The sequence below is a fragment of the Rhizobium glycinendophyticum genome, from assembly GCF_006443685.1.
Taxonomy (GTDB): Bacteria; Pseudomonadota; Alphaproteobacteria; order Rhizobiales; family Rhizobiaceae; genus Allorhizobium; species Allorhizobium glycinendophyticum.
The window spans coordinates 2,741,935-2,765,203 of the sequence record NZ_VFYP01000001.1; the positions used below are offsets into that span (position 1 = coordinate 2,741,935).

At 61.7% G+C, this 23,269-nt stretch carries 25 protein-coding genes; 9 read left to right on the forward strand and 16 right to left on the reverse strand.

The genetic code is table 11. The features are described from left to right. Positions 1-28: 28 nt before the first annotated feature. The 4 genes from FJQ55_RS13410 to FJQ55_RS13425 all read left to right on the forward strand — a co-directional run bounded on the left by FJQ55_RS13410 (position 29) and on the right by FJQ55_RS13425 (position 3,971). On the forward strand, positions 29-613 hold the full coding sequence (locus FJQ55_RS13410) for a TetR/AcrR family transcriptional regulator (RefSeq protein ID WP_140828570.1): 585 nt from the start codon (positions 29-31) through the stop codon (positions 611-613). Between the two features lie 120 nt (positions 614-733). Further along, a complete protein-coding gene (locus tag FJQ55_RS13415; protein WP_140828572.1) occupies positions 734-1,249 on the forward strand; it encodes a hypothetical protein in 516 nt (171 codons plus the stop codon). A gap of 97 nt (positions 1,250-1,346) precedes the next feature. Then, complete coding sequence (locus tag FJQ55_RS13420) at positions 1,347-2,492, forward strand: alpha-hydroxy acid oxidase (RefSeq protein WP_140828574.1); 1,146 nt, start codon at positions 1,347-1,349, stop codon at positions 2,490-2,492. Positions 2,493-2,633: 141 nt separating this feature from the next. Continuing rightward, positions 2,634-3,971: a TIGR02594 family protein gene (locus FJQ55_RS13425; RefSeq protein ID WP_140828576.1), complete on the forward strand. Its 1,338-nt coding sequence runs from the start codon at positions 2,634-2,636 to the stop codon at positions 3,969-3,971. A gap of 6 nt (positions 3,972-3,977) precedes the next feature. Here the strand turns inward: FJQ55_RS13425 and FJQ55_RS13430 are convergent, their stop codons facing one another. From FJQ55_RS13430 to FJQ55_RS13455, 6 genes are all read right to left on the reverse strand, one after another. Continuing rightward, entirely contained in the window at positions 3,978-4,727 is a 750-nt protein-coding gene (locus FJQ55_RS13430; RefSeq protein WP_140828578.1) for a metallophosphoesterase family protein, read from the reverse strand. A gap of 2 nt (positions 4,728-4,729) precedes the next feature. Next, complete coding sequence (gene uraH, locus FJQ55_RS13435) at positions 4,730-5,086, reverse strand: hydroxyisourate hydrolase (RefSeq protein ID WP_140828580.1); 357 nt, start codon at positions 5,084-5,086, stop codon at positions 4,730-4,732. Continuing rightward, positions 5,083-5,583: an ureidoglycolate lyase gene (locus FJQ55_RS13440; protein ID WP_140829291.1), complete on the reverse strand. Its 501-nt coding sequence runs from the start codon at positions 5,581-5,583 to the stop codon at positions 5,083-5,085. Before FJQ55_RS13440 ends, uraH begins: the two co-directional genes overlap by 4 nt. Positions 5,584-5,588: 5 nt before the next feature. After that, entirely contained in the window at positions 5,589-5,873 is a 285-nt protein-coding gene (locus FJQ55_RS13445; protein WP_140828582.1) for a HepT-like ribonuclease domain-containing protein, read from the reverse strand. A gap of 76 nt (positions 5,874-5,949) precedes the next feature. After that, entirely contained in the window at positions 5,950-6,240 is a 291-nt protein-coding gene (locus tag FJQ55_RS13450; RefSeq protein WP_140828584.1) for a nucleotidyltransferase family protein, read from the reverse strand. A gap of 128 nt (positions 6,241-6,368) precedes the next feature. Then, positions 6,369-7,409 (reverse strand): glutamine synthetase beta-grasp domain-containing protein, encoded by a 1,041-nt coding sequence (locus FJQ55_RS13455; protein WP_140828586.1) that lies wholly within the window; start codon positions 7,407-7,409, stop codon positions 6,369-6,371. A 396-nt stretch (positions 7,410-7,805) separates the two neighbouring features. On the opposite strand from FJQ55_RS13455, the gene FJQ55_RS13460 reads away from it, so the two are divergent. Beyond that, positions 7,806-7,985, forward strand: a complete 180-nt coding sequence (locus FJQ55_RS13460; RefSeq protein ID WP_140828588.1) for a DUF2735 domain-containing protein — start codon at positions 7,806-7,808, stop codon at positions 7,983-7,985. A 98-nt stretch (positions 7,986-8,083) separates the two neighbouring features. On the opposite strand, the gene alc is transcribed toward FJQ55_RS13460, so the two are convergent. Together alc and uraD are read right to left on the reverse strand one after the other, a co-directional pair. Further along, positions 8,084-9,106: an allantoicase gene (gene alc / locus FJQ55_RS13465; RefSeq protein WP_140828590.1), complete on the reverse strand. Its 1,023-nt coding sequence runs from the start codon at positions 9,104-9,106 to the stop codon at positions 8,084-8,086. A 1-nt stretch (position 9,107) separates the two neighbouring features. Then, the gene (gene uraD / locus FJQ55_RS13470) at positions 9,108-9,605 is read right to left on the reverse strand and encodes a 2-oxo-4-hydroxy-4-carboxy-5-ureidoimidazoline decarboxylase (protein WP_140828592.1); all 498 of its coding nucleotides are present in this window, start codon (positions 9,603-9,605) and stop codon (positions 9,108-9,110) included. 230 nt (positions 9,606-9,835) lie between these two features. Between uraD and FJQ55_RS13475 the strand changes: the two genes are divergently transcribed. Beyond that, positions 9,836-10,885 (forward strand): NAD(P)-dependent alcohol dehydrogenase, encoded by a 1,050-nt coding sequence (locus FJQ55_RS13475; protein WP_140828594.1) that lies wholly within the window; start codon positions 9,836-9,838, stop codon positions 10,883-10,885. Positions 10,886-10,891: 6 nt separating this feature from the next. On the opposite strand, the gene FJQ55_RS13480 is transcribed toward FJQ55_RS13475, so the two are convergent. Then, entirely contained in the window at positions 10,892-11,377 is a 486-nt protein-coding gene (locus tag FJQ55_RS13480) for a helix-turn-helix domain-containing protein (RefSeq protein ID WP_140828596.1), read from the reverse strand. Positions 11,378-11,445: 68 nt separating this feature from the next. Here FJQ55_RS13480 and FJQ55_RS13485 point away from each other — a divergent pair, with 68 nt between their 5' ends. Beyond that, positions 11,446-12,861 (forward strand): MFS transporter, encoded by a 1,416-nt coding sequence (locus FJQ55_RS13485; protein ID WP_140828598.1) that lies wholly within the window; start codon positions 11,446-11,448, stop codon positions 12,859-12,861. A gap of 3 nt (positions 12,862-12,864) precedes the next feature. Here FJQ55_RS13485 and FJQ55_RS13490 read toward each other — a convergent pair whose 3' ends face one another. Beyond that, positions 12,865-13,722 carry an urea carboxylase-associated family protein gene (locus FJQ55_RS13490; RefSeq protein ID WP_140828601.1) on the reverse strand — a complete coding sequence of 286 codons (858 nt, stop codon included), beginning with the start codon at positions 13,720-13,722 and terminating at the stop codon, positions 12,865-12,867. Between the two features lie 112 nt (positions 13,723-13,834). On the opposite strand from FJQ55_RS13490, the gene FJQ55_RS13495 reads away from it, so the two are divergent. After that, positions 13,835-14,731 (forward strand): LysR substrate-binding domain-containing protein, encoded by an 897-nt coding sequence (locus FJQ55_RS13495; RefSeq protein WP_140828603.1) that lies wholly within the window; start codon positions 13,835-13,837, stop codon positions 14,729-14,731. Here FJQ55_RS13495 and FJQ55_RS13500 read toward each other — a convergent pair. The 5 genes from FJQ55_RS13500 to FJQ55_RS13520 form a co-directional block, all read right to left on the reverse strand. Then, positions 14,709-14,990 carry a helix-turn-helix domain-containing protein gene (locus FJQ55_RS13500; protein ID WP_140828605.1) on the reverse strand — a complete coding sequence of 94 codons (282 nt, stop codon included), beginning with the start codon at positions 14,988-14,990 and terminating at the stop codon, positions 14,709-14,711. The genes FJQ55_RS13495 and FJQ55_RS13500 overlap by 23 nt on opposite strands. Further along, entirely contained in the window at positions 14,987-15,298 is a 312-nt protein-coding gene (locus FJQ55_RS13505; RefSeq protein WP_246085100.1) for a type II toxin-antitoxin system RelE/ParE family toxin, read from the reverse strand. The genes FJQ55_RS13500 and FJQ55_RS13505 overlap by 4 nt, the downstream gene beginning before the upstream one ends. A gap of 54 nt (positions 15,299-15,352) precedes the next feature. Continuing rightward, on the reverse strand, positions 15,353-16,273 hold the full coding sequence (gene puuE, locus FJQ55_RS13510) for an allantoinase PuuE (protein WP_140828608.1): 921 nt from the start codon (positions 16,271-16,273) through the stop codon (positions 15,353-15,355). Positions 16,274-16,364: 91 nt separating this feature from the next. Further along, on the reverse strand, positions 16,365-17,072 hold the full coding sequence (locus FJQ55_RS13515; protein ID WP_140829293.1) for a DUF1045 domain-containing protein: 708 nt from the start codon (positions 17,070-17,072) through the stop codon (positions 16,365-16,367). A gap of 170 nt (positions 17,073-17,242) precedes the next feature. Beyond that, positions 17,243-18,424 carry an NAD(P)/FAD-dependent oxidoreductase gene (locus FJQ55_RS13520; RefSeq protein ID WP_140828609.1) on the reverse strand — a complete coding sequence of 394 codons (1,182 nt, stop codon included), beginning with the start codon at positions 18,422-18,424 and terminating at the stop codon, positions 17,243-17,245. 3 nt (positions 18,425-18,427) lie between these two features. Here FJQ55_RS13520 and mnmC2 point away from each other — a divergent pair, with 3 nt between their 5' ends. Continuing rightward, positions 18,428-19,183: a tRNA (5-methylaminomethyl-2-thiouridine)(34)-methyltransferase MnmC2 gene (gene mnmC2 / locus FJQ55_RS13525; protein ID WP_140828612.1), complete on the forward strand. Its 756-nt coding sequence runs from the start codon at positions 18,428-18,430 to the stop codon at positions 19,181-19,183. Here the strand turns inward: mnmC2 and FJQ55_RS13530 are convergent. Next, positions 19,180-23,196, reverse strand: coding sequence for a response regulator (locus tag FJQ55_RS13530; protein WP_161596983.1), 4,017 nt, complete (start codon positions 23,194-23,196; stop codon positions 19,180-19,182). The two genes, mnmC2 and FJQ55_RS13530, sit on opposite strands and share 4 nt — an antisense overlap. Positions 23,197-23,269 lie beyond the last annotated feature (73 nt).

Here is a 23,269-nt window from a genome sequence, read left to right on the forward strand (position 1 = left end):
TCTACCTACCAGTTGGTAGGAGTTTGTCATGAGCAATCTTTCCACTACATCCGACCAGATATTGCAGTCGGCCCAGACGCTGATCGTGGCCGGCGGATATAATGGCTTCAGCTATGCGGACATTGCCGCAGTCGTCGGCATTCGCAAAGCCAGCATCCATCATCACTTTCCGAGCAAGGCGGATCTGGTGCGCACACTGGTGGCACGCTACCGCGAGGACGCCGCGGCCGGCTTGGCCAGGCTCGAACAGTCGGTCACCGATCCTCTCGAGCAAGTGCGGGCCTATCTCGCCTATTGGGAAGCCTGCCTTCTTGACAACACCGCCCCCTTCTGTGTCTGCGCCATGCTTGCCGGTGAAGCGCAGCTTTTGCCCGAAGACGTGCACCGGGAGGTGAAGGCGCACTTCCGCAGCCTGTCTGCATGGCTGGCGCGTGTCATGGAGCGTGGCGCCAAGGACGGCGTCCTGTCGTTGCGCTCGCCGCCCGCCGTCGAGGCAGAAGCTCTTCTGGCCACCGTGCACGGGGCGATGCTGTCGGCCCGCGCCTACGGAAGTCCCGAGATCTTCAGCACCGTCAAGGATGCACTTTTGCAGAGGCTGGCCAGGGAAAACTGACACGGGAGATTGTCCGGCATTTCGGCGTCCTTCAAGCCTACCAACTAGTAGATAGACATATCATAAAGCAAGCGCCCCCGCCCAGTTGGCGGGAGGTCTCAGCACAGAAAGGAAATCGACATGTTCGGCATTTCACCCCTCGGTTGGCTGCACACGCTGGGCAGTCTCCCAGCCATTCCCCTGGCAGTTTACATGTTCGCCCGTTACGGGCGGATCACGCCGCGTAGCACCGCCGGCCAGCTCTACTTCCTATCCATGCTGATTGGCTCGCTGACCGTCTTCCTCGTCGCCCGTCAGGCAGCGAGCCCGATCATCGGCGCCGTCACGCTCTGTCTGCTGATTGCGGGCTATGGTGTCGGCTACCTCGCCATCCTGGGCAGGGCGAGGCGTTATCTGGAAACCATTTTCCTAAGCCTGACGGCTTTTCTCCTGGCGATCCCCACCGTCAGTGAAACGCTGCGCCGGGTGCCGGACGGCCACCCGATCGCAACAAATGAGCAGTCACCGATTTTGCTCGGCGCGCAGGCAGCGATTGCCGTGGTCCTAATCGTCGGCGTGACGCTTCAGATGATCCGGCTACGTCGCGAGAGCCACGCTCGGCCTCATGATGGAGGCATGACCGCCAAAGGATCCTGAGAGGTAAAATTATTTTACCTCTCACCTGGCCGAGATGTTCCAGCCGACCCGATGCCATGATATGGCGGTTCTTAAGACCTTTCCGGAGAACCGCACCATGGCACCGATCCTCGAAATCTCAGATCTGAAAAACCTTGCTCGCAAGCGCGTGCCAAAGCTGTTCTTCGATTATGCCGACAGCGGCTCCTATACCGAGAGCACCTACCGCGCGAATGAGAGCGATTTTTCAAGGATCAAGCTGCGTCAGCGCGTGCTCGTCGATATGAGCGGTCGCACGCTGGAAACGACGATGATCGGTGAGAAGGTGAAGATGCCGGTGGCGCTGTCACCAACCGGTCTCACCGGCATGCAGCATGCAGACGGCGAGATGCTGGCGGCGAAGGCCGCGGAAGAATTCGGCGTGCCCTTCACCCTCTCGACCATGAGCATCTGCTCGATCGAAGACGTTGCTTCGGTCACCAAGCGGCCCTTCTGGTTTCAGCTCTACGTCATGCGCGACCGCGAGTTTGTGGTGAACCTGATCGAGCGCGCTCGGGCCGCCGGTTGCTCGGCACTCGTGCTGACCGCCGATCTGCAGTTGCTCGGCCAGCGCCACAAGGACATCCGAAACAGCCTCGCCGCCCCGCCGAAGCTGACGCCGAAGCACCTCTACCAGATGGCGATCCGTCCACGCTGGTGCTGGAACATGCTGCAGACCAACCGCCGCACCTTCCGCAACATCCACGGTCACGCGAAGAACGTCACCGACCTCTCCTCGCTGCATTCCTGGACGGCTGAGCAGTTCGATCCGAAGCTTTCCTGGGCCGATGTCGAATGGATCAAGAAGCAATGGGGCGGCAAGCTGATCATCAAGGGCATTCTCGACGTCGAGGATGCGAAGATGGCCGCCGAAACCGGCGCTGACGCGATCATCGTGTCCAACCATGGCGGCCGCCAGCTCGACGGCGCCCATTCGTCGATTTCGATGTTGCCAAAGATCGTCGACGCCGTCGGCGACAAGATCGAAGTGCATCTCGACGGCGGCATCCGCTCCGGCCAGGACGTGCTGAAGGCGATCGCGCTGGGCGCCAAAGGCACCTATATCGGCCGCCCCTTCCTCTATGGCCTCGGCGCCATGGGCAAAGAGGGCGTGACGAAGGCGCTGGAGATCATCGCCAAGGAGATGGACGTGACCATGGCACTTTGCGGCAAGCGGCAACTGGCCGACGTCGACAGGGGCATCATCGCCGAGAGCCCGTTTTGACATTCAGCCGGCCGCAAAGTCGTCTGGGCGAACGCAACTCCAAGCAACCTGGACGAGCGAGACGGCAGATTAAACACTATTGACGTGCATTTGCGATGCGTTACCATCTTCCCGCGAAATGACTTCGCGGGGGATGACGCAATGACACGCGTGATTATCGATACACCCTATAGTGTGAAAACCAGGGCAAAAGCCCTCGCGATCGGCGGAACGCGCTGTGTGATCCGCTACTATAATCGCAAAAACAGCCAGATCTTTCCCGACAAATGCCTGACGCGGGGAGAAGCAGAGGCGATTTCGGACGCCGGCATGACCATGGCGGTTGTCTTCCAGCAGAACCATCGGCAGCTCTCGGATTTCCTGAACGACAATGCCGAGGGTGATGCAAAGCGGGCGGTGGAATGCGCAGCCGCCGTCGGCCAGCCGAAGGAGAGCGCGATCTATGTGTCGGTCGACCACGACTTCTATCGGGCCGATGAACTTGCAGTGATCGAGAAATACTTCGAGCATGTCGCGAAGGCTTTCAGAGCGGCAGGATACAAGATCGGCGTCTATGGCTCAGGTACGGTCGGCGCGCGACTGAAGAGAGCCGGGTCCGTCGACTATGTCTGGCTCGCCCGCGCGCTCGGCTGGTCCGGCAGCCGCGATGCGCTCCGCGCCGGTGCCTATGACCTCTACCAGGATGCCGTGGACCTCAAGATCGACGGCCTGGACTGCGACAGCAACGTCACCCGGCCCGGGCAGCCGGATTTCGGACAGTTCACATTGTCCGAAGTCCAACCCGAACGACGGCTCCAACTGGTGGATGCCGACGCAGGACGAACGCTCTACGAAGTCGCCAGTCGCAGCAGTCTTAACTTGCGCGGCGGGCCGTCGCTGGACTATCCGGTGATCCGCAGCCTCACCCCCGGGACGCAGGTTTACGGCCTGCAGCGCAGCGGCGACTGGCTGAAGGTCGATCTCGAAGGCGACGGCAAGGCTGATGGCTATGTCTGGCTGAACTATATGAGAAGCATAGCCGGCCACACCGCCAATCTCCCGGTCCAGGGCCAGCAGGCCATCGACATCGCCTATCGCGAACTGGAGTTGCAGGTCCGTGAACTGCCCGGCCCGGCCAGCAATCCGCGTATCTCGCTCTACTATCGAGGCATGGACGGCAGTGGGGCCGACTATGACGACAGCGAGATCTCCTGGTGTTCCTACTTCGCCAACTTCTGTTTTGCCGAACTCGGCCAACGCGGCTCCGGCAAGAGCAATGCACGCTCTTGGGCGACGTGGGGCCGCCCTGTGGTGGGACCGCCGCAGCGGGGCAACGTGGTGGTGCTCTGGCGGGAATCAATCAGCAGTTGGAAGGGCCATGTCGGCTTCTTCGTCGGCTATGATGGCGACAACTGGCTGCTGATCGGCGGCAATCAGGGCGATGCCGTCTCGATCAAGGCTTTCGATCCGGCACGGGTGCTGGCTGTTCGCCGCCTGTAAGCGGGTTCACCCTCGCACGAACCCCGTCGCAAGCGCGCTCGCCCAGGCCGGACGGTTCCGCTCCGTGGCCAGCCGGCTCATTGCCATGTGGTCATAGGGCACCAGCCGGAAGGTGACGGACCAACGGCCCGACGCGTCGTCCAGAATGGCATAGCTCGCATGCGGCAGCCCCGCCTCCACCTTGTGCGGATGCGGCGCGTCGTCCGTATAACCCGGACCGCCGACGCTGCCCGGATTGACGATCAACCGCCCATCGGAAAGCTGCACGGCCCGCGGGATATGGGTATGGCCGCAAATGATCAGGGACTGGGTGATCCCGGCCGCCCAGGCCTCGGTCGTCGCCGGATCGCGCAGATGCACATGCCCCTGGCTTGAGACCTGCTCCAGCCAGTAGGTGTTGTCGTCGTGCGGCGTCGCATGGCAGAGATAGGCGACATCGCGAAACACCGCGTCGAAGGGCAGCGACTTCAGCCAGTCGAGATGCGCGGGCGAAAGCTCGGCATAGGCATCGGCCTCCCATTCATGCATGTCCCCGGCGGCATGCTCGACGAGGTAGCGATCGTGATTGCCGCAAACGGTGACCAGCTGAAGCGGCACGAGGATATCGGCGGTCCGCCCGGCTTCGAGCGGCCCCGACAGGCAATCGCCGAGGTTGACGATGTCGGCGGTGGCAATCCCCTGCTCGGCGATATCGGCGAGAACAGCCTCGAGCGCGAGCGCGTTGCCGTGAATGTCGGCGATGGCGGCAAAACGCATGCTCAGCTGCCCCGATAGGTCGAATAGCCATAGGGGGAGAGCAAGAGCGGCACATGGTAATGCGCCGTGGTGTCTGAAATCCCGAAACGGATCGGGATCACGTCCAAAAAGGGCGGATCGGTCAGCGCGCTGCCCGTCCCCTTCAGATAATCGCCGGCGTGAAACAGCAACTGGTACTGCCCGATCTGAAATTCCTCACCGATCAACATCGGCCCGCCATCGACGCGGCCGTCGTCATTGGTGAAGACGGTTTTGATCAACTCCGCCTCCTCGCCATTCATCCGCAGCAACTGGATGCGAAGCCCCTGGGCAGGCTTGCCGAGCGCCGTGTCGAGCACATGGGTGGTGAGGCCGGTCATGGATGAGGCTCCCGAATCAGGAAGGGGGTATCAAAGAAGAATTCTTCGAGATTGTTGCCGGGTCCGTCGCGATCGACAACCAGGAAATCGCTGACCTCCCCGATCGCCATCAACGGATGATGCCAGGTGTTGCGCCGATAGTTCACCCCCTGATGCGGGGCAGCGAGGAACACCTGAGGTTCACCCGGTTTGCCGCCTTCATCCGGGGAGACGGCAACGAGGAAGGGCCGCCCGGACAGCGGCGAAAAGCTCTGGCTGCCGAAGGGATGGCGCTCCATCATGCCGATCGCGTAGGGAAAGGCACGCGGCTGGCCGCGAAAGATGTTGACGATCACCCGAGCGCCCTCGCCCGTGACCTCAGGCGAAAACAGCGCATGAAACCGCTCGGTCGTGCCGCCATTGATCAGCCGCATGGTCGGGGGATCGGCCTCGATCACCTCACCGAAAGGCGCAAAGGCGGAAGCCGTCAGCGGACGGATGGGAAGGTCGATGGGCAAAGGGGTCATTCTCCCTGAACATGCGGGTGGCGCAGCTGGTCGATCTGACGAACCAGCTTCGGAAGGTCACGCTCCACCGTATCCCAGACCTGACGCCAATCCAGCCGGTCGTATTCATGGACCACAAGATTACGTAGCCCGCGCATTTGTGCCCACGCGATCTCCGGTTGCTCAGACGCAATATCGGGAAACCTTGCCTGAATACGGGCGGCGGCGGCCGCAATCAAGACGAAGCTCATGGCCACCGCGCGCTGGCGCAGCAGATCGACCTCGAACGCCTCGAAACTCACCCATCGAGAAAGCCTATAGCTTCGGTTGCAGCCTCCTCCATGTCTAGGAGATTATCAAGCAGCCGCTCTTCGGGGGTCATATAGCGCGCGCCTCGGCAAGAATCCGCTCTCGCATCCGCTCTTTCAAACCGCCCGAGGGGACGATATCCACCCGACAGGGCAACAGATCTTCCAACTCCGCTTGCAGGCCGCCAAGATCGAAGAGCGTCATGCCCGGAAGTCCATCCACAAGGATGTCCAGGTCGCTGTCCGGTCCATCCTCACCCCGGGCTACAGAACCGAAGACACGGGGGTTTGTCGCCTTGTGACGTGCTGTCACATCGCGGATCGCTTGCCTGTTCTTCTCCAGCACTTCGGACGGTCGCATGGCCGATCTCCCTATCCGCGATCATAGAACAAACGCGAAGCGCGAGGAAGCTCCGCAGCAAGACCCCAAAAACGCAAACAGCGCCGGCGTTTCCACCGGCGCTGCAATCTTAAAGCCTTCGCCTGAAATCAGGCGGCAGACTTGGCGTAGTCGGCCGTCGGGACTTCGGCGATCGTCTTCAGAACGATCGAGGCGATCTGGTAGGGGCAGCCCTGCGAGTTCGGGCGGCGATCTTCCAGGTAACCCTTATAGCCGTTGTTGACGAAGGAGTGCGGGACGCGGATCGAGGCACCACGGTCGGCAACGCCGTAGGAGAACTTGTTCCACGGAGCCGTCTCGTGCTTGCCGGTCAGGCGCAGGTGGTTGTCCGGACCGTAGACGTCGATGTGCTCCTTCCAGTTCTTCGCAAACGCTGCCATGAGCGCTTCGAAGTACTCCTTGCCGCCAACTTCACGCATGAACTTGGTGGAGAAGTTGCAATGCATGCCCGAACCGTTCCAGTCGGTATCGCCGAGCGGCTTGCAGTGGAATTCGACGTCGATGCCATACTTTTCGCAGAGGCGGAGCAGCAGGTAGCGGGCGATCCAGATCTGGTCGGCAGCGCTCTTGGAGCCCTTGCCGAACACCTGGAATTCCCACTGGCCCTTGGCCACTTCGGCATTGATGCCTTCGTGGTTGATGCCGGCTTCGAGGCAGAGGTCGAGATGCTCTTCGACGATTTCGCGGGCGACAGAACCGACGTTCTTGTAGCCGACGCCGGTGTAGTACGGGCCCTGCGGAGCCGGGTAGCCCTGCTCCGGGAAGCCGAGCGGACGGCCGTTTTCGTAGAAGAAGTATTCCTGTTCGAAGCCGAACCAGGCGCCTTCGTCGTCGAGGATCGTGGCGCGGCTGTTCGACGGATGCGGGGTTACGCCATCCGGCATCATGACTTCGCACATGACGAGAGCGCCGTTGGTGCGAGCCGGGTCGGGATAGATGGCGACCGGCTTCAGCACGCAATCAGACGAATGGCCTTCGGCCTGCATCGTCGAGGAGCCGTCGAAGCCCCAGAGCGGCAGCTGTTCCAGGGTCGGGAAGCTGTCGAATTCCTTGATCTGCGTCTTGCCACGCAGGTTCGCTACCGGCTTGTAGCCATCGAGCCAGATGTACTCGAGCTTAAACTTGGTCATGGTGCTCTCTCTTCAGTCTCGCGCCACTCATCGGCGCAACAGAGGGGTGATTCTCCGGCTTGCCCGGGAGTCCTTCACAAAAATGCAGGAAGCGTGCCAACTCGCAGCACAAGCGGCGGTCGCTCGCGATTTTTTCACCGAAGCGCCCGGAATCCCGGAAAACAACAGCACTTTCTTAAATAGAAAGATGCAGGATCATGGAACAACGCGGCCTGATTGCGGGTTCATGGCAGGAATCGGCTCAAGAAAGCACAGTGATGATCTTAAATTCATCACATTATCTGCGCCATTTGTGCCCATAATTTAGGCATTTTGCACTTTTCATGTGCATTTGATTTTTATCTGTGTTAGGGATGGAGCATCGAGACAACACTCGGTGAAACGAGAGGTAGTAGCATGACAACGAACATCGTTCGGGAATCGGCGAAGATCTACGAATTCCCGGTGCGTGACCTGGCCCGCCTCAACGCCATGCGTGAGCGCCAGCAACCGAAGCCCGTGATCTATGAGAGCGGTTCGGCAAGCTGGTATCACGAGGAAGCGATCCGCGAGGCCGAACGGGCGCCGAAGCAGTAAACGCCGACACGGCGACAAAAAAGCCGCCCGCATTGCGGACGGCGTCAAGCATGCGACGAGCGGGCCTTATGCCCGCTCTTTTCGTTTCTACTCTGGTTTTAGGCCTTAGTGCCGAAGAGGCGCAGGCGCATCACGCCGCCATCCGGATGCATGGCGATCCGCACATGCGTCACCGGCCCGATCTTCTGCACCTGATCGCCCTCATAAAAATGCTCGGCATCCATCTGCATCTTCTGACGCGTCAGGATCGGCTTCCACTGCTCGGACGCGGCAATCTCCGCTTCCGAGAAGGTGTCGCCTGCGTCCGGCAGATAGGCGCCGAGCAGTTCGCAGGTGTCCGGGTAATTGCCCTTGTAGAAATGCGTGTCGATCAGCACCCGGTTGATGACGCCGGCATGGCCAAGCCGGATGATCGCCCAATCATGGCCCGGGCCACGACGGCGCTTGGTCTCCCAGCCGTCCCCCATATTGGTACCACGGCCCGGCGACAGGATCTTGTCGGGATGGCCGTAATGCGCGTCAGACCAGGCCAGCGATTTGGCGCCGTGAAAGATATAGGCGAGATCGATCTCTTCCGAAGCGCCGACCTTCGACCAGTCGAAATGGGCCGCACCATAGACACGCAGGCGCGCCACGCCACCATCGGGATAGATGTGGAGGCGCAGATGCGTCCAGACCTTCGAGGTATCGGCATTGGCAAAGAAATGCTGCGCCGAGGCCCCAAGGGGTGACTTCGCAACCAGTTCGGTCCACACGGTCGCGTCGGTCGGGTCGCCGCTCTCGACAAAAGCGGCCTCTATCGAGCCATGCGGCGGATAGTTTCCGGTGAAGAAGCGAGTATCGACGTCGAAACCGAAGATACGGCCCGGCATGGCGAGCCGGATGACGCAGAAGTCATGCCCCGGCACGCGCTTGCGGCGGCTTTCCCAGCCGTCCATGTATTTGCCGTTGTCGTCATAGAGATCCGGGTCGAATGTCGCCGGATCGTCGTTCAGCATGCGCGAGACCGGCGCGAAGAACTCGTCAGTCGAGAAGACGCCGGTCGCACCGAGGCGCGCGGAGGCAAGGTTGACGGCGCCGGCAGCGAAATCCGGCAGGACGACGGTCGAGGTCTCAAGCATGTCAGTGTGTCTCCGGAAGCAGGCTTTCGAGACGAAGCCTGGCGATTTTTTCCACCTGCTGGCAGGCGGTATCGAATTCTTGTTCGCGGCTGTTGGAGATCCGCGTCTCAAATGCGGCGAGAATGTCGTCCCTGCTCAAGCCCTTGACCGCGATGATGAAGGGAAAGCCGAATTTCTCGACATAATTAGTGTTGAGCTCGGTGAAGCGGGCGTGCTCGTCAGCGCTCAGGCGATCGAGACCGGCGCCAGCCTGTTCGCGCTTGCTGTCTTCCGTGAGTTCGCCGGCGATGGCGAGCTTGCCGGCGAGATCCGGATGTGCCCGCAACACCCCGAGGCGCTCCTCCTGGCTGGAGGTTCGAAACATCATCGCCATCGCATCATGCACGTCGAGGGCCGTCAGCGGCTCCGCAATCATCCCGGCATCATAGGCACGCTCCGCGATGAAGGGCGAATGCTCGAACACCCCGCCGAAACGTTGAACGAAGTCCGCTCTGTCCATGCCGTCGATCCAGTTTCATGTAAGGCCGCAGCACAGTAAGCCGCAGCAGGGAGGGCCCGTCCGCCATTCGGCGAAGCAGTTGACGACAAGGATTAGCCGACCCCCCTGTTCTTGTCGAGTTTCTCAAAAAGATAGGCACTTTCAACGCGGGCGGCAGCAAACCCCGCTTGTCCGGGCACTATTTCGACCTATCTTGAATGTGCTTCCATCATATCTCGAAAGGATATTTCATGCCGATAGCCAAGGGCTATGCTGCAACCGATGCCTCCAAGCCATTGGTTCCCTTCACCTTCGAGCGTCGCGAGCCGAATGACGACGACGTGGTGATCGACATCAAGTTCTCCGGCATCTGCCATTCTGATATCCACCAGGCGCGCAACGAATGGGGCAACTCCACCTATCCCATGGTGCCGGGTCACGAGATTGCCGGCGTGGTCACCGCAGTCGGTTCGAAGGTCACGCAGTTCAAAGTCGGCGACCGCGTCGGCGTCGGCTGCTTCGTCGACAGTTGCGTCCATTGCGAGAGCCGCAATGTCGATCTCGAACAGTATATGCCGGGCGTCGTGCCGACCTATAACGGCTTCGAGGCCGACGGCGTGACGCCGACCTATGGCGGCTATTCGAACACCATCACCGTGAAGGAAGGCTATGTGCTCTCCATCCCGGACAACCTGCCGCTCGACAAGGCAGCACCCTTGCTCTGCGCCGGGATCACGCTCTATTCGCCGCTCGTGCACTGGAAGGCCGGCCCTGGCAAGAAAGTCGCGATCGTCGGCATGGGCGGCCTTGGCCATATGGGCGTGAAGATCGGTGCAGCCCTCGGCGCCGAGATCACCGTGCTCAGCCAGAGCCTGTCGAAGAAGGACGACGGCATCGCCTTCGGCGCCAAGGATTACTACGCCACCGCCGACAAGGAGACCTTCAAGAAGCTCGCCGGCACCTTCGACCTGATCATCTGCACCGTCGGCACCGAGATCGACTGGAACGCCTATCTGAACCTGTTGAAGATCGACGGCGCGCTGGTTCTGGTCGGTCTGCCGGAAAACCCGGTTCCCGTCCATGCCTTCTCGCTGGTCATGGGCCGCCGCTCGCTCGCCGGCTCCTCGATCGGCTCGATCAAGGAGACACAGGAAATGCTCGACTTCTGCGGCAAGCACAACATCACGCCGGAGATCGAGATCATCGACATCCAGCAGGTGAACGAGGCCTATGAGCGCGTCATCAAGAGCGACGTCCGCTACCGCTTCGTCATCGACATCGCGAGCCTCGACAAGGCTTGAAAGCCTTCAGCTCCGGCGTCCTGAAAGGGACGTGACGGGATGGCAAACCATGGCGGTGCCGGCTTCTTCCGGCACCGCAACCGATTTCGACGTGTTCCGACGGGCACTCGAGGACACACGCAGCAGGCGCTGAAACTTCGGGCAGTCCATGTGCTGCTCTGCCTTGCAATCGGCCACATGCCGCAATGCGTTTCGCAGCGTCGTCAGCTTGCGGATCTGCGCGTCCAATTGATCGGCCTTGCCATGCAGGGTCAGCCGCGAGAGTTCCGGCAGACCGTCGGGGCCAAACATGCCCCGCATCTCCTCCAGCGAGAAGCCCGCCGTCTTGCCGAGTGCAATCAGAGAAAGCTGCATGAGTGCACGCGGCTCGAACTGGCGGCGAAGCCCGTGCCGGGCGACCGACCGGATGAGACCCACCTCCTCGTAGTAGCGCAGCGTTGCAGCCGAGACCCCTGCTCGGCGCGCCAGTTCGCCGATATCAAGCAATTTCATCCTTGACCTCAAGTTGACTTGAAGTGGCAGGCTATTCTTCTCCCTTCCCTCAGACAACGAGAAACGTCATGAAACTCCCTTCTTTGGCCTTCAGAAATCCTGAACTGGTCGTTCTTGCCGGCAGCATGCTGGTCGGGTCGCTCGGCATCAGCCTTGCGACGGTTGCGCTGCCTGCTTTGGCAAGGGCATTTTCGGCCGCCATCCCGTCGGTGCAGTGGGTCATCATCGCCTACCTCGTCGCCGTCACCGCCAGCATTGTGGCGCTTGGCAGATTGGCCGACATCATCGGCCAGACCCGGGTCCTGATCCTCGGTCTGGCGCTCTTTGCGGGGTCATCATTGGCCTGCGCGCTTGCCCCGTCGATCTCAAGCCTGGTCGTGGCCCGTGTTTTCCAGGGCATCGGCGGGGCGGTGCTGATGGCTCTGCCGGTCTCGATGATCCGCACGGTCGTCGTAAAGGAAAAGACGGGCTCGGCCATGGGCCTGCTCGGCACGATGTCGGCCGTGGGCACGGCGCTGGGCCCGTCGCTTGGAGGTCTGACAATCGAACGATACGGCTGGAGTGCGGGCTTCTTGGCGGTCGGCCTTTTGGCATGCATGCTTCTCACGATGGCCATCGCCACCTTCGCCGGGCGCTCCAGCGCGGAGAAGACGGCTCCCGGATCGATCGATTGGCTGGGCAGCATATTACTGGCGCTCGCTCTGTCGACCTATGCGTTGTCGATGACCTCAGGGAATGGCCCATTAGATGCCCGGGCACTTCTTCCCATCACGGCGGTGCTGTTTGCCCTTTTTGCCTGGCGCCAGAAGGCCGCGGCAAGCCCGCTCGTGCCTGTCGCCCTTGTCGCCAACCGGCGCATTGGCCTCTCCCTGGGAATGAATCTCCTCGTCACCACCGTGATGATGTCGACACTGGTCGTCGGGCCCTACATGCTGTCGCTCGGTCTCGGGCTCGGTGAGGCCTCGATCGGACTTGTGATGGCCGTCGGACCGCTGACCTCCGCAGTGTCTGGGGTTCCGTCCGGCCGTCTGACCGACCGGTACGGCGCGGCACGCATGGTGCCGCTTGGCCTTCTGCAGATCATCATTGGCCTCGCTGCGCTCGCCATCCTGCCACGCCTGCTCGGGGTCTGGGGTTACGGCCTCACTCTGGTTCTGCTCACGCCGGGTTTCCAGATCTTCCTTGCCGCCAACAATACCGTCACGATGCAAACCGTGGCCGAGGATAAACGCGGCGTGCTCTCGGGGCTGCTCGGCCTGTCGCGCAATCTCGGCTTCGTCACCGGCGCATCGGCAATGTCGGCGCTGTTTGCCTACAACCTCGGCCCAGCGGAACGCGCCGCAACCGACCCGACGTTGATCGCACACGCCTTCACGGGCACGTTCCTGATGGCCACAGCCCTGCCCCTCCTCGCCTTGCTCGCCGATCTCTTCAGGCCTCGACTGGCCGAAACCGACCGCGAACAGCAACAAGAGGCTCGTTGAGCCTCAAACCTGCAACTGATACCCATTCCGCTCCGGGAACGGCCAATCCGCAAGCAGGGCCATATCCGGCCGATAAATCTCCACCTTGAGCGGATAACACTTCGCCACATCGCTAGAATGGCTCGCGCTGCAATCGCCACCCGGGCAGGCCGAGAGCGCGCCCAAGAGATCGATCTCCGCAAACATCTCCAGAAAGTCGCCGGGACGCACCGGGCTCGCCTTCATGAAATACTGCTGCGTATCGCGGGTAAAACCGGTGCACATGAAGACGTTCAAGACGTCATGCACATGCGGCTCGGCGGCCTTGATGTCGAAGCCCTGATGCTGCGACAGCGCCCGGCAGAGGTTCGAATGGCAGCAATGATGATAGTCGCCGCCGGAGAGCAGCCGGTTGGTATAGGGATCGCAGCGCGTGCCGATCACGTCATGCACCCCGCCGCCGAATTCGTCGAACCCATACCAACCGAGCGTATCATGGCTGATCGTCGCCATAGGTCTGAGCGACGGCAGGTTGCTCCAGAGACGGTTGCCGGTCGTGACATGGGTGGCATGCAGCGCCCGTGTCTTGCCCGAAAAGAAGCGCTCTGAGAGATCATTGGCGTTCCACAGGTTGAGGTCGCCGACCTGCGGCCCCTCCACGCTGACGATGCGAAAGAAATGGCCCTTGGGCACCTCGAACGTGTTGCCCTCGCGCGGCTCAATGATCACCTCGCCGACCTTTTCCATCGTCCCCCGCGCCCGCTCCAGAATGCTCATGTCGGGTGCTTTCAACGACTCGACGGGATAGCAGACGACGGGTTTTACCGCCCGGCGGGCAGCCGCATCGGCGGGAACGGGGATGTTGGCGTTCAAGGGGGACATGGGAGGCTCCGAAACGGCATCAGGATGGAAGCCGCAGGGTGCCCCACAGCCTGCCTTATGACAACAGCCTCCCTCCTTGCCCCATGAGCAAGTCTGGCTTAGTCATGAGCACATGAAACTGCCACCGCTCCCGACACTCCGCGCCTTCGAGGCCGCCGCCCGCCGCGAAAGCTTCCTGCAGGCCGCAACCGAACTCGGCATGACGGCAGCGGCCGTCAGCCAGCATGTGAAGGCGCTGGAAGAATGGCTGGGGCTCGCGCTTTTCGAACGCCGCCCGCGTGGCGTCCGCCTCACCGCCGATGGGCGCGAACTCGGCGCCGCCTGCTCGGAAGGCCTCGGCCATATCGCCCGCGCCGTCGAGCGGCTGTCTTCGAGAAAGACGGCCGTCCGGGCGAGCCTCGCCTGCATGCCTTCCGTCGTTACGCACTGGCTCGGCCCCCGCCTGCCCCGTTTCCGCGCAGCCCATCCCGATATCCAGGTGTCGATCGTCTATCCGATGGGCGCACTGACCCCGGATGAAGCCGGCGCCGACCTGCTGATCGGACACGGAACGCGCCCGCCGGGGCGTTCCGACCGCATCCTGGACGCGGCCACCCGGCCCACCTGTGGGCCCGCCTATCTGCAGCAGCACGGGCCGATCACAACGCCCGCCGACCTCCTGAAACAGGACCTGCTGCACGACGCGACCGAGGCTGCCTGGCAATCCTGGCTGGCGGCACGCGGGATCGAGGGCCCGACACCGTCAGGACCGCTCTATGCCGATTTCAACCTGCTGGTCAGTTCGGTCCTCTCGGGCCTCGGCATCGGCCTCTGCCCGACAGCGCTGATTACAGACCATCTGGCAGCGGGCACGCTGACCGTGCTGTTTGAGGAAGCAGCGGACGAGGACAAGGCCTATTGGCTGCTGTCAGGCATGAACCTGTCCGAGCCTGCCGCAATCTTGCGGGACTGGTTGCTGGAAGAGGCGGACGTATCGCCTTCCACCATTACTCCGCCGGGACCAAATTGATTTCGAGCCTGAGACCGGCCGCCGCCGCATACCGCCGGAGGGTCGCCAAGGATGGCGATACACCGCCGCCTTCCAGCCGTGCGACTGCCGACTGCGTCGTCCCCATGCGCTTGGCCAATTCGGCCTGAGAGATATTGCCCTCTGTCCGGGCACGAACCAAAGCCTCGACGATCTGGAATTCGGCATCGGCCTTCTCATACTCAGCCCGAAATTCATCATTCTGCATCAGCGTCTTTTTCAGATCAGCAAGCTTCGTCATCTCTGTATCTCCTGCAATCTCGCCCTCGCCAGTTCGAGCGCGCGCTGCGGTGTCTTCTGCGTCTTCTTCTGAAAGACGTGCAAGACAACCACTCTTCTGCCTGTCATGGTCACATAAATTCCTCGGGCAATCCCCTCGGCGGACTTAGCCCTCAACTCCCAGAGCTTTCCTTCGAGATGCTTGACGTGAGGTTCGCGGAGCTGTTCCAGCCCCAGACGTTCGACAGCTTCCAGCAACCGAACGACGCGGGCCTGAAGTCCTGGCGGCAAAGCCAGAATCTCGGCATCTGCTTCACTGTGGGTTTCCACGTGCCATAACATGAACGCTATATAGCATGCCCGCTATACCCCTTCAAGAAGACATCACCAAACCGGCGTGTGAAACTTGTGCCAGTGCTCGGCAATCTCGATGCGCTTCGGCACCCAGACCTTCTCATGGCTCGTCACATAATCGATGAACCGCGCCAGCGCCGCAGCGCGCCCCGGACGCCCGACGAGGCGGCAGTGGAGGCCGACGGACATCATCTTCGGGCTGCCGTTTTTCCCCTCCTCGTAGAGCACGTCGAAGGCGTCCTTGAGATAGGCGAAAAACTGGTCGCCGGAGTTGAAACCCTGCGGCGTGGCAAAGCGCATGTCGTTGGTCTCGAGCGTATAGGGGATGATCAGGAAGGGTTTGCCCTCGAGATCCGGCACCCAGAACGGCAGGTCGTCCGAATAATTGTCGGAGGAATATAGGAAACCGCCCTCCTCCATGACGAGGCGCAGCGTGTTCAGGGACGGCTTGCCCTGATACATGCCGAGCGGATGCGAGCCGGTCAGTTCCTTGTGCAGGCGCACCGCCTCCTGAATGTGCTGACGCTCGACCTCTTCGGGAAAATCCTTGTACTCCAGCCAGCGATAGCCGTGGCTGGCGATTTCCCAGTCGGCTTCCTTCATCGCTGCAACCGCTTCCGGATTGCGCGCCATGGCGAGTGTCACGCCGTAGACGGTCACTGCCACCTTGCGCTCGGTAAACATCCGCCACAGCCGCCAGAAACCGGCGCGCGAACCGTATTCGTAGATCGATTCCATATTGAGATTGCGCTGGCCGGGCCAGGGCTGGGCGCCGACGATTTCCGACAGCAGGTTCTCCGAAGCCGGATCGCCGTCGAGAATATTGCTCTCTCCGCCCTCCTCGTAATTCACCACGAACTGCACCGCGACCCGCGCATCGCCCGGCCATTTCGGATCGGGGACATCGCGGCCATATCCAACAAGGTCGCGGGGATAAGGAGCAGTCGTCATCGGTTCACCTCTCGTGTTTTGATGCGAGGCTATTGGCGACGACGCTGGCTGTCGAGAGACACGATGCAGATTTTGCTGCGGCGCGAAGCAATCAGGCGATCTTGCGGCTGGAAACGCGACCCAACGGATGCAGCGAATGCACCTGGAATGGCGCCCCCTGCTCCGGCTCGACAAAGAGCGCCAGATTGGCAACGGTGACCGGTTCCGCCAGCACAGGGTCAAAATGCGCCTTCAACGCCTGCTCGATCCGCGGAAAATCCCGCGCCAGAAGCGGCCCCGTCAACGTCATATGGAAACGGAACTCGTCCATCACATAAGGATGGCCCCAACGGCTCAGATTGGAGAACTGCGGCGCCGACAACCGGTCCGGATTGCGTCGCTCGATTTCCGCCTCCGAAAGCGGCGCACGATAACCGTCGAAGGCCTGCACGACGGAAGCAGCCAGATGATCGACGGCAGAACAGGACCGGTCGAGAACGAGGCCATAGACCTCTCCGATTCGCCCCACCGAAAGCCCGGACAGCGTCACCGGCTCCATCGTGCCGGCAAAATGCATCAATTCCCGCAGCAGGGTCGCCTCGCTCGCGCCCTCGCTCAGTCGAAACGGCGCCTTGAAGGTGGCGTGAAAGCCGAACCGACGGGGAAGTGCCGTGTGAAAGGCGATTTCATGCACGCCGAGCCCCTTCAGGGCCGGATGGTCGGCCGGATGCCCCGAGTAGACATTACGTCCCAGCCAGCCGGCGGCAGCAAGCGTCAGCGGGTCGCCGGGCGGTGGCGTGAAGCAGATGGCATAACGCATGTCGAGCACCTCGTCCTGGCCCGGTTCGGGCACTTTAGCAAGTGCCGTTGCAACCCAGTGGTTAGGTGATTTGCATGACAGTATGACGAAACGGGAGGTCGCAAGCGACAGCATCTGCATGCGACATCTCAGGACCATGTGGTCACGAAGCCCGCAGTCGCATCTCCCGATCAATCCATCCTCGCCGCGACCGACAGGTGATGTGCCGTCGAAAAGCTCTCCGGCACAGCAGCCTCAAGGCCAAGGATCGGCGCAAGCGCCGCTCGTGCAAGCACGTGCGCCAGTCCGAAACTAACCTTGAACCCGCCGGTCAGCGCGATCACCCGCTCGGCCGCCGGATGCGGCCCGACCATCGGATCACGATCGATCGCCTTCGGCCGCAGCCCCGCCCAGCGTTCGATGACGTCGGCCTCGGCGAGTTGCGGCGCAAGCCGCACGGCGCGCGCCAACACGTCGCCCAGCTGCTGATCCGTCGTGAACGGATCATTGAACCGATCCTCGCTGGTACTGCCGATCGCCACCCGCCCGCCTTCGTGCGGCACGATATAGAGACCGTCGAGATAGAGGAGCGGCAGGTAGGGCGCGATCATTGGCGCGGAAAGAAGCGCGGCCTGCCCCTTGACCGGCTGACCAAGCGGCCGCGCCAGAACAGGCCCGAGAGCCGACAAGAGCGGGAAAGAGGCATGGCCCGCTGCGACGATGAGATGCCCGAAGGAGACGAAACGGCCATCGGAAAGCTGTGCAACGGATGCGGCCACATCGATGGCCGTCACCGTAACCCCTTCGTCGATCTTCACGCGCGAAGACCGTTTGAGCCGGGCAACGAGCAGCCCCGTCAGACCGCGCGGCGAAACCCGCGCGGCGAAGGTGTCAAAGACCAGTCCCGCAGCCGTCACCTCCGATGTCGGCCACAAAGCTCCATGCGGCGACTGGTCGATGACATTCCAGGAGAAAGACACGCCGTTCTGGTTCCAGTTGGCTTCAGACTCGGCCTGATGGCGCTCGGCAATCTTACGCAGATGCGGCTTTGGCAGAGGAATCAGACGCCCGGCACGGCGGTAGCCGGCGGAAAGCCCGGTCTCGGCCTCCAGCGCAGCAATTTCGCGTTCCAGCGACAGAAGCGCCTCGAATTGCAGCTGCTTCTTCTCGTTCCATTTGTCCGGCATATGCGGCATCAGCGCACCGAGCAGCCCGCCGCTCGCACCAGCGGCCAAGGGACCCGCATCCAGGAGTAGCGTCGAAAGTCCGGCACGATCGGCTTCGAGCGCTGCCCATAGCCCCATGATGCCGCCGCCGACGATCACCACATCCGCGAATGATTGACCGGCGCGCGCGGGCGATTTATCGGACATGTCATGACCCAATCAAACGAAATGTCAGCGACTGAAACATCAGGGGCCACAGGCTTGTCGGACGGCAACACCGCCGCACCCCTGACCTGGCACGACGGCGATATGCCCTATTCGACGGCCTTTGGCGATCATTTTTATTGCCAGACGGACGGCCGACTGGAATGCAGTCATGTCTTCCTTTCCGGCAATGGCCTGCCCGAGCGCTGGCAGGATGCATCGGAAATTTGCATCGGCGAACTCGGCTTCGGCACCGGGCTGAACGCCTGCGAAACCTGGCGACAGTGGAAGCAGCACCGCAGCCGCGAGGGCCACCTGCACTTCGTCTCCTTCGAGCTTTATCCGATGCAGGCTGATGACATCGACCGCGCATTGGCACGGTGGCCCGAGATCAATGCCGAGCGGCAGGCGCTGGTCGCCCGCTGGCCAGAAAATCCGTCAGGCCGCGTCGAGATCGAGCTCGACCTGCAGACCCGCCTCACCGTGGTCTGCGGTGACGCCTTGGCCAGCCTTTCAGCGAGCGAATTTACCTTCGACGCCTGGTTCCTCGACGGCTTTGCTCCCTCGCGCAACAGCGCCATGTGGTCGGCGGAACTCATGCAGCTGGTGTTCGATCACACACGCCCGGGCGGCAGCTTCGCCACCTATGCCGCAGCGGGCTTCGTCCGGCGCAATCTGATTGCCGCCGGTTATGCGCTGGAGCGGCGGCCGGGTTTTGCGGGAAAACGCGAAATGCTCTGTGGCGTGAAACCTACCGTCTAGTAACTCTCGGCCCTGTTCGCAATTGGTCGGATCCCGTGCGACCAATCCTCGATCTTGCGCATCAGAAGTTCGGGCGAGATCGGCTTTGACAAGTAGTCGTCCATGCCTGAGGCGAGACACGCCTCGCGGTCGCTCGCCATGGCATGGGCGGTGACCCCGATGATCGGCACATGCTCGCCCAGCCCGGTTGCCTGTTCCTCTCCCCGGATCGCCTCGGTCGCACGGTGCCCGTTCATCACGGGCATGGAAACATCCATCAGGATCAGATCCGGCCGCTCGCTGCGCCAGGCGTCCAGCGCCTCGGCGCCGTTTTCGACGATCCGATAGGCAATGTCGCTCCCCGCCAGGATCTGGCGGAAGACGATCTGGTTCACCGCATTATCCTCGGCAATCAGCACCTTCAGGACAGGATCCGCACGTTGATCGGATTCCACCGGCGCCTGTGGGTGCGGTGTCATAGCGGTCAGTGGCGTCGGCGTCGGTTCATCCATGATACGCGACCTGGCGGAGACGACGCCATGAACCCGCGCACTGCGGATCACGTCGATGATCGCCCCGCGCAGCACGTTGGCCCGCGCTGGCTTCATCAGATGTGCCTGGATGCGCAGGCTCTCATAAAGCCGCTCATCTCCAGCCATGTCCATGGAGGTCAGAAAGATCAGTGCTGTCTCGTCGAAACGCGGATCGTTGCGAATCGCGCGCGCCACGTCGAGCCCGTTCATCTCTGGCATCTGGTAGTCGATCACCACGAGGTCGATCGACAATCCTTCGCGATGCGCCTCGTCCAGGATCGCGATGCCTGACGGCCCGTCGGCGACCGCCAGACCGTCGAATCCCCACATCGCCAACTGCTCGCTGATGATCCGGCGATTGACGATGTTGTCGTCGATGACGAGCACCCGCGCGCCCTTGATGTTCGGCGGCAATTCCTTGTTGCGGCTGCGCTCGGCCACGACCGGCAACGGCATTTCGACGATGAAGGCGGAGCCAACCCCGACTTCGGATTCCACCCGTATCTGCCCACCAAACAGCTTGACCAGCCCCCCGGTGATGGCAAGGCCGAGGCCGGTGCCTTCGTGCCGACGTGTCGAGGAGGTGTCGGCTTGTGAGAATTTCTCGAAGATCTTGGCCTGCATGTCATCAGGTATGCCGATCCCCGTGTCCTCGATCCTCAGTTGCAGCATCGCCATGCCATCCGTCAGCGGCTCGCTCGACACTTCGACATGCACATGGCCGCGCTCGGTGAACTTGATTGCATTGCCCAGCAGGTTGGTGACGATCTGGCGGAAGCGACCGGGGTCGCCCATGAAGGTATGGTGCACCGTCTGCTCGCCGGAAACGACGAGTTCGATATCCTTCTCCGCCGCCGCTGCGGACAGAAGCGTCGCCACGTCCTCGATCGCCTCGATCGGGTCGAAGGGCGATTTGCGCAGCTTCATCTGGCCGGCATCGATTTTGGAAAAGTCGAGAATGTCGTTGATGATGGTGAGCAGCGCATTGCCGGACTTCACCACGATATCAACGAAGGTCTTCTGACGGCTGTCGAGCTCGGATTTCGACAACAGTTCCGCCATCCCGAGCACACCGTTCATCGGTGTGCGGATCTCATGGCTCATATTGGCGAGGAAATCGGACTTCGCCTTGTCGGCCGCTTCGCTGCGGGCAAGCAGCACTTCAAGTTCGGCCTCGCGCACCTTGACCTCGGTCACATCGGTGAGGATCACGACGTAGCTCTCGTTCTCCCCGAAGGTGGCGTTAAACTTCACCCAGGTGCGCCCATCGGCGAGGAAGGTGAGCGAAGCACCCGACGCGTTGCCCACATTGTTGTTGAGATTATTCCAAACGGCTTCCGCCTCGTCGCCGAAATCACCACGAGCGGCGCAGAAATCGAAGATTGCCTGGGTCTCGGTACCGATCTGCACGAGATCTTCGGGAAGACTAAGAATCCGCTGGAAAGCCGGATTGATTTCGGCAATCCGACCGCCCTCGATGACGGCGATCCCCTGCGACGTGAGAAGCAACGTATCGCGCATGAACTGGCCGATCCGCGCCACCTGCTGCTGCGCGGCATCCACCTCGCGCTCGCGCTGGCGCATTTCCGTCAAATCGGCATAGGTGAGCAGGATCTTGCGATCCCGCAGGCGCGTGACGGTCGCCAGCACGTGCTTGCCATCCTCGTAGGCGAGCTCGGTGCTGTGCGACCCCTCGAGCGCATCGAATTGAGCAATGCGGCGGCGGTAGCCTTCCTCGAAGTCCATGCCCGGCCAGGCACGGCCGTCGCGATGGTTGATCTCACAGTAGAAGCGGAAGCTCTGGCCTTCGAGTGGCACATCATCCGGCCAGTTCCAGATGTCCCTGCATTTGCGGTTGGCGAACTCGACCATGTAGTCCGGCCCAAGGATCACCACGCCGACCGGCATGACGTGCAGCATCGCCAAGATGTCGCGGTAAAGACCTTCGGCCCGCTCTTGCGCGGCAACGAGGGCCGCCTGCCCTTCGCGAATGATCGAGACGTCCGTCACCGAACCGACGATATACTGTTTGTTCCTCGACGTGGTGATGAGGTTGAGGCGGGTGATGGTCGGGATATCCCGATCCTTCAGGCTTACGACGTCATTGGCGTTCTCGACCGTCTCGCCCTTCTCCAGCACGCGAATGTTATCCGCGATCCGCTTCGTGTTGGAGGGAAACATCTCTTCGACTGTCAGCCCGTAGACGTCTTCCCGTTTACATTCGTGCAGGCGTTCATAGGCCGCATTGACATAGATGAGCCGGCGTTCTGTGTCGCGGATGAAAACCGGCACGGGCATCTGCTCGAGCGCCGTGCGATAAAGCAGCGTCTCTTCTTCCCGTTCGGCGAGGTCACTGACATCGGAGAAGGTGATCATGATGCGACCACCCGCAATCTTGCGGCTGCCGCCCGCAAGCGCCCGGCCGGACGGCGTACGTGCATCGATCAGGGGGCCATTGTCGAGACAGCGCAACTGGTCGAGCCGGAAGGCGACACGTTCCTCGATCTCCTGCTCCGTCGCTGCGTGCATCACGCGAGCAAAGGCCACGCGCAGGATGTCCCCGTAATACTTGCCCTCGACCGAGATCTGCTCGCCGAGTTCGAACATCTCCACCATGGCGGCGTTGATGTATTCCACATGCATGGACGGATCGAGCACGAGAATGCCGACCGGCAAAGAGGTCATCAGGGATTCGAATTTGCTCTTCAACTCTTCTGCCGCACGCGTCGCGGCGATGAACTTCTCCTCCCCCCGGCGAAGCTGCGAAAGGTCGGTAATCGAACCGACGAGGTAGCGCGCACCATCCGGCCCGTCGACGACGCCGGTCCGCGACAGGATGGGGATCTCGCGTCCCTCGGCGCTGACAAAGGTATCGTGCACCTCCTCGGTGACCCCGGTGGCGAGGACACGCATGTTGCCGAGGTGATAGCTTTCCCCCATTTCCGGGAAATTCTCGATCTCGTTTCTGCCGAGCAGCTCCTCAAGCGGACGTCCTGCCATTTCCACATAGGCCGGATTGGCGAAGATCAGTCGATGCTGGCTGTCGCGCACATAGCTCGCTAGCGGGTATTGCTCCAGCACCGCCTTGAAGACATCAAGATGCGGCGCCTGCGGCGCTTCGAAGCGGGCCGGCCCGCCATTTGCCGGCTGCATCGGCGTTTCGGATCTCACCTCGGCTTCGATCAGGCCGAACAGATAGAGGCGCTCGTCCTCGTCGAAAAAGCGCTCGATCCTCAGCAGTCGGTGCGGAGCGGACGAGCCGACGCTGAACGGCAGGGTTTCCTCGTCACCGAAAACCAGCACCCGGCGCTCGCGGTCGTCGCGGAAGGCATTGGCACCAACCCCAAGGATGTCCTGGTCGTTGCGCCCGGGAAAGCTAGCCTCCGACAGGCCATGAAGGCGCGCAAAGGCCGCATTGACAGCGATATAGCGGAGCTGGCTGTCCTTGACATAGGAAGGCAGCTCCAGCGCGGCGATTTTCTCGCAGACCAAGTTGAGCAAGGCGCTTCCCCGAACCAATAGTTTTTACCCCTGAAATCAATGACGCCGAATGGTAAACAGCGCGTAACCCGAT

Bases quoted from the DNA above. Each gene is read 5' to 3' on its own strand.
- FJQ55_RS13410 (WP_140828570.1), top strand. From the start codon at position 29: ATGAGCAATCTTTCCACTACATCCGACCAGATATTGCAGTCGGCCCAG.
- FJQ55_RS13415 (WP_140828572.1), top strand. From the start codon at position 734: ATGTTCGGCATTTCACCCCTCGGTTGGCTGCACACGCTGGGCAGTCTC.
- FJQ55_RS13420 (WP_140828574.1), top strand. From the start codon at position 1,347: ATGGCACCGATCCTCGAAATCTCAGATCTGAAAAACCTTGCTCGCAAG.
- FJQ55_RS13425 (WP_140828576.1), top strand. From the start codon at position 2,634: ATGACACGCGTGATTATCGATACACCCTATAGTGTGAAAACCAGGGCA.
- FJQ55_RS13430 (WP_140828578.1), bottom strand. From the start codon at position 4,727: ATGCGTTTTGCCGCCATCGCCGACATTCACGGCAACGCGCTCGCGCTC.
- uraH (WP_140828580.1), bottom strand. From the start codon at position 5,086: ATGACCGGCCTCACCACCCATGTGCTCGACACGGCGCTCGGCAAGCCT.
- FJQ55_RS13450 (WP_140828584.1), bottom strand. From the start codon at position 6,240: ATGCGACCGTCCGAAGTGCTGGAGAAGAACAGGCAAGCGATCCGCGAT.
- FJQ55_RS13455 (WP_140828586.1), bottom strand. From the start codon at position 7,409: ATGACCAAGTTTAAGCTCGAGTACATCTGGCTCGATGGCTACAAGCCG.
- FJQ55_RS13460 (WP_140828588.1), top strand. From the start codon at position 7,806: ATGACAACGAACATCGTTCGGGAATCGGCGAAGATCTACGAATTCCCG.
- alc (WP_140828590.1), bottom strand. From the start codon at position 9,106: ATGCTTGAGACCTCGACCGTCGTCCTGCCGGATTTCGCTGCCGGCGCC.
- uraD (WP_140828592.1), bottom strand. From the start codon at position 9,605: ATGGACAGAGCGGACTTCGTTCAACGTTTCGGCGGGGTGTTCGAGCAT.
- FJQ55_RS13475 (WP_140828594.1), top strand. From the start codon at position 9,836: ATGCCGATAGCCAAGGGCTATGCTGCAACCGATGCCTCCAAGCCATTG.
- FJQ55_RS13480 (WP_140828596.1), bottom strand. From the start codon at position 11,377: ATGAAATTGCTTGATATCGGCGAACTGGCGCGCCGAGCAGGGGTCTCG.
- FJQ55_RS13485 (WP_140828598.1), top strand. From the start codon at position 11,446: ATGAAACTCCCTTCTTTGGCCTTCAGAAATCCTGAACTGGTCGTTCTT.
- FJQ55_RS13490 (WP_140828601.1), bottom strand. From the start codon at position 13,722: ATGTCCCCCTTGAACGCCAACATCCCCGTTCCCGCCGATGCGGCTGCC.
- FJQ55_RS13495 (WP_140828603.1), top strand. From the start codon at position 13,835: ATGAAACTGCCACCGCTCCCGACACTCCGCGCCTTCGAGGCCGCCGCC.
- FJQ55_RS13500 (WP_140828605.1), bottom strand. From the start codon at position 14,990: ATGACGAAGCTTGCTGATCTGAAAAAGACGCTGATGCAGAATGATGAA.
- puuE (WP_140828608.1), bottom strand. From the start codon at position 16,273: ATGACGACTGCTCCTTATCCCCGCGACCTTGTTGGATATGGCCGCGAT.
- FJQ55_RS13515 (WP_140829293.1), bottom strand. From the start codon at position 17,072: ATGCGTTATGCCATCTGCTTCACGCCACCGCCCGGCGACCCGCTGACG.
- FJQ55_RS13520 (WP_140828609.1), bottom strand. From the start codon at position 18,424: ATGTCCGATAAATCGCCCGCGCGCGCCGGTCAATCATTCGCGGATGTG.
- mnmC2 (WP_140828612.1), top strand. From the start codon at position 18,428: ATGACCCAATCAAACGAAATGTCAGCGACTGAAACATCAGGGGCCACA.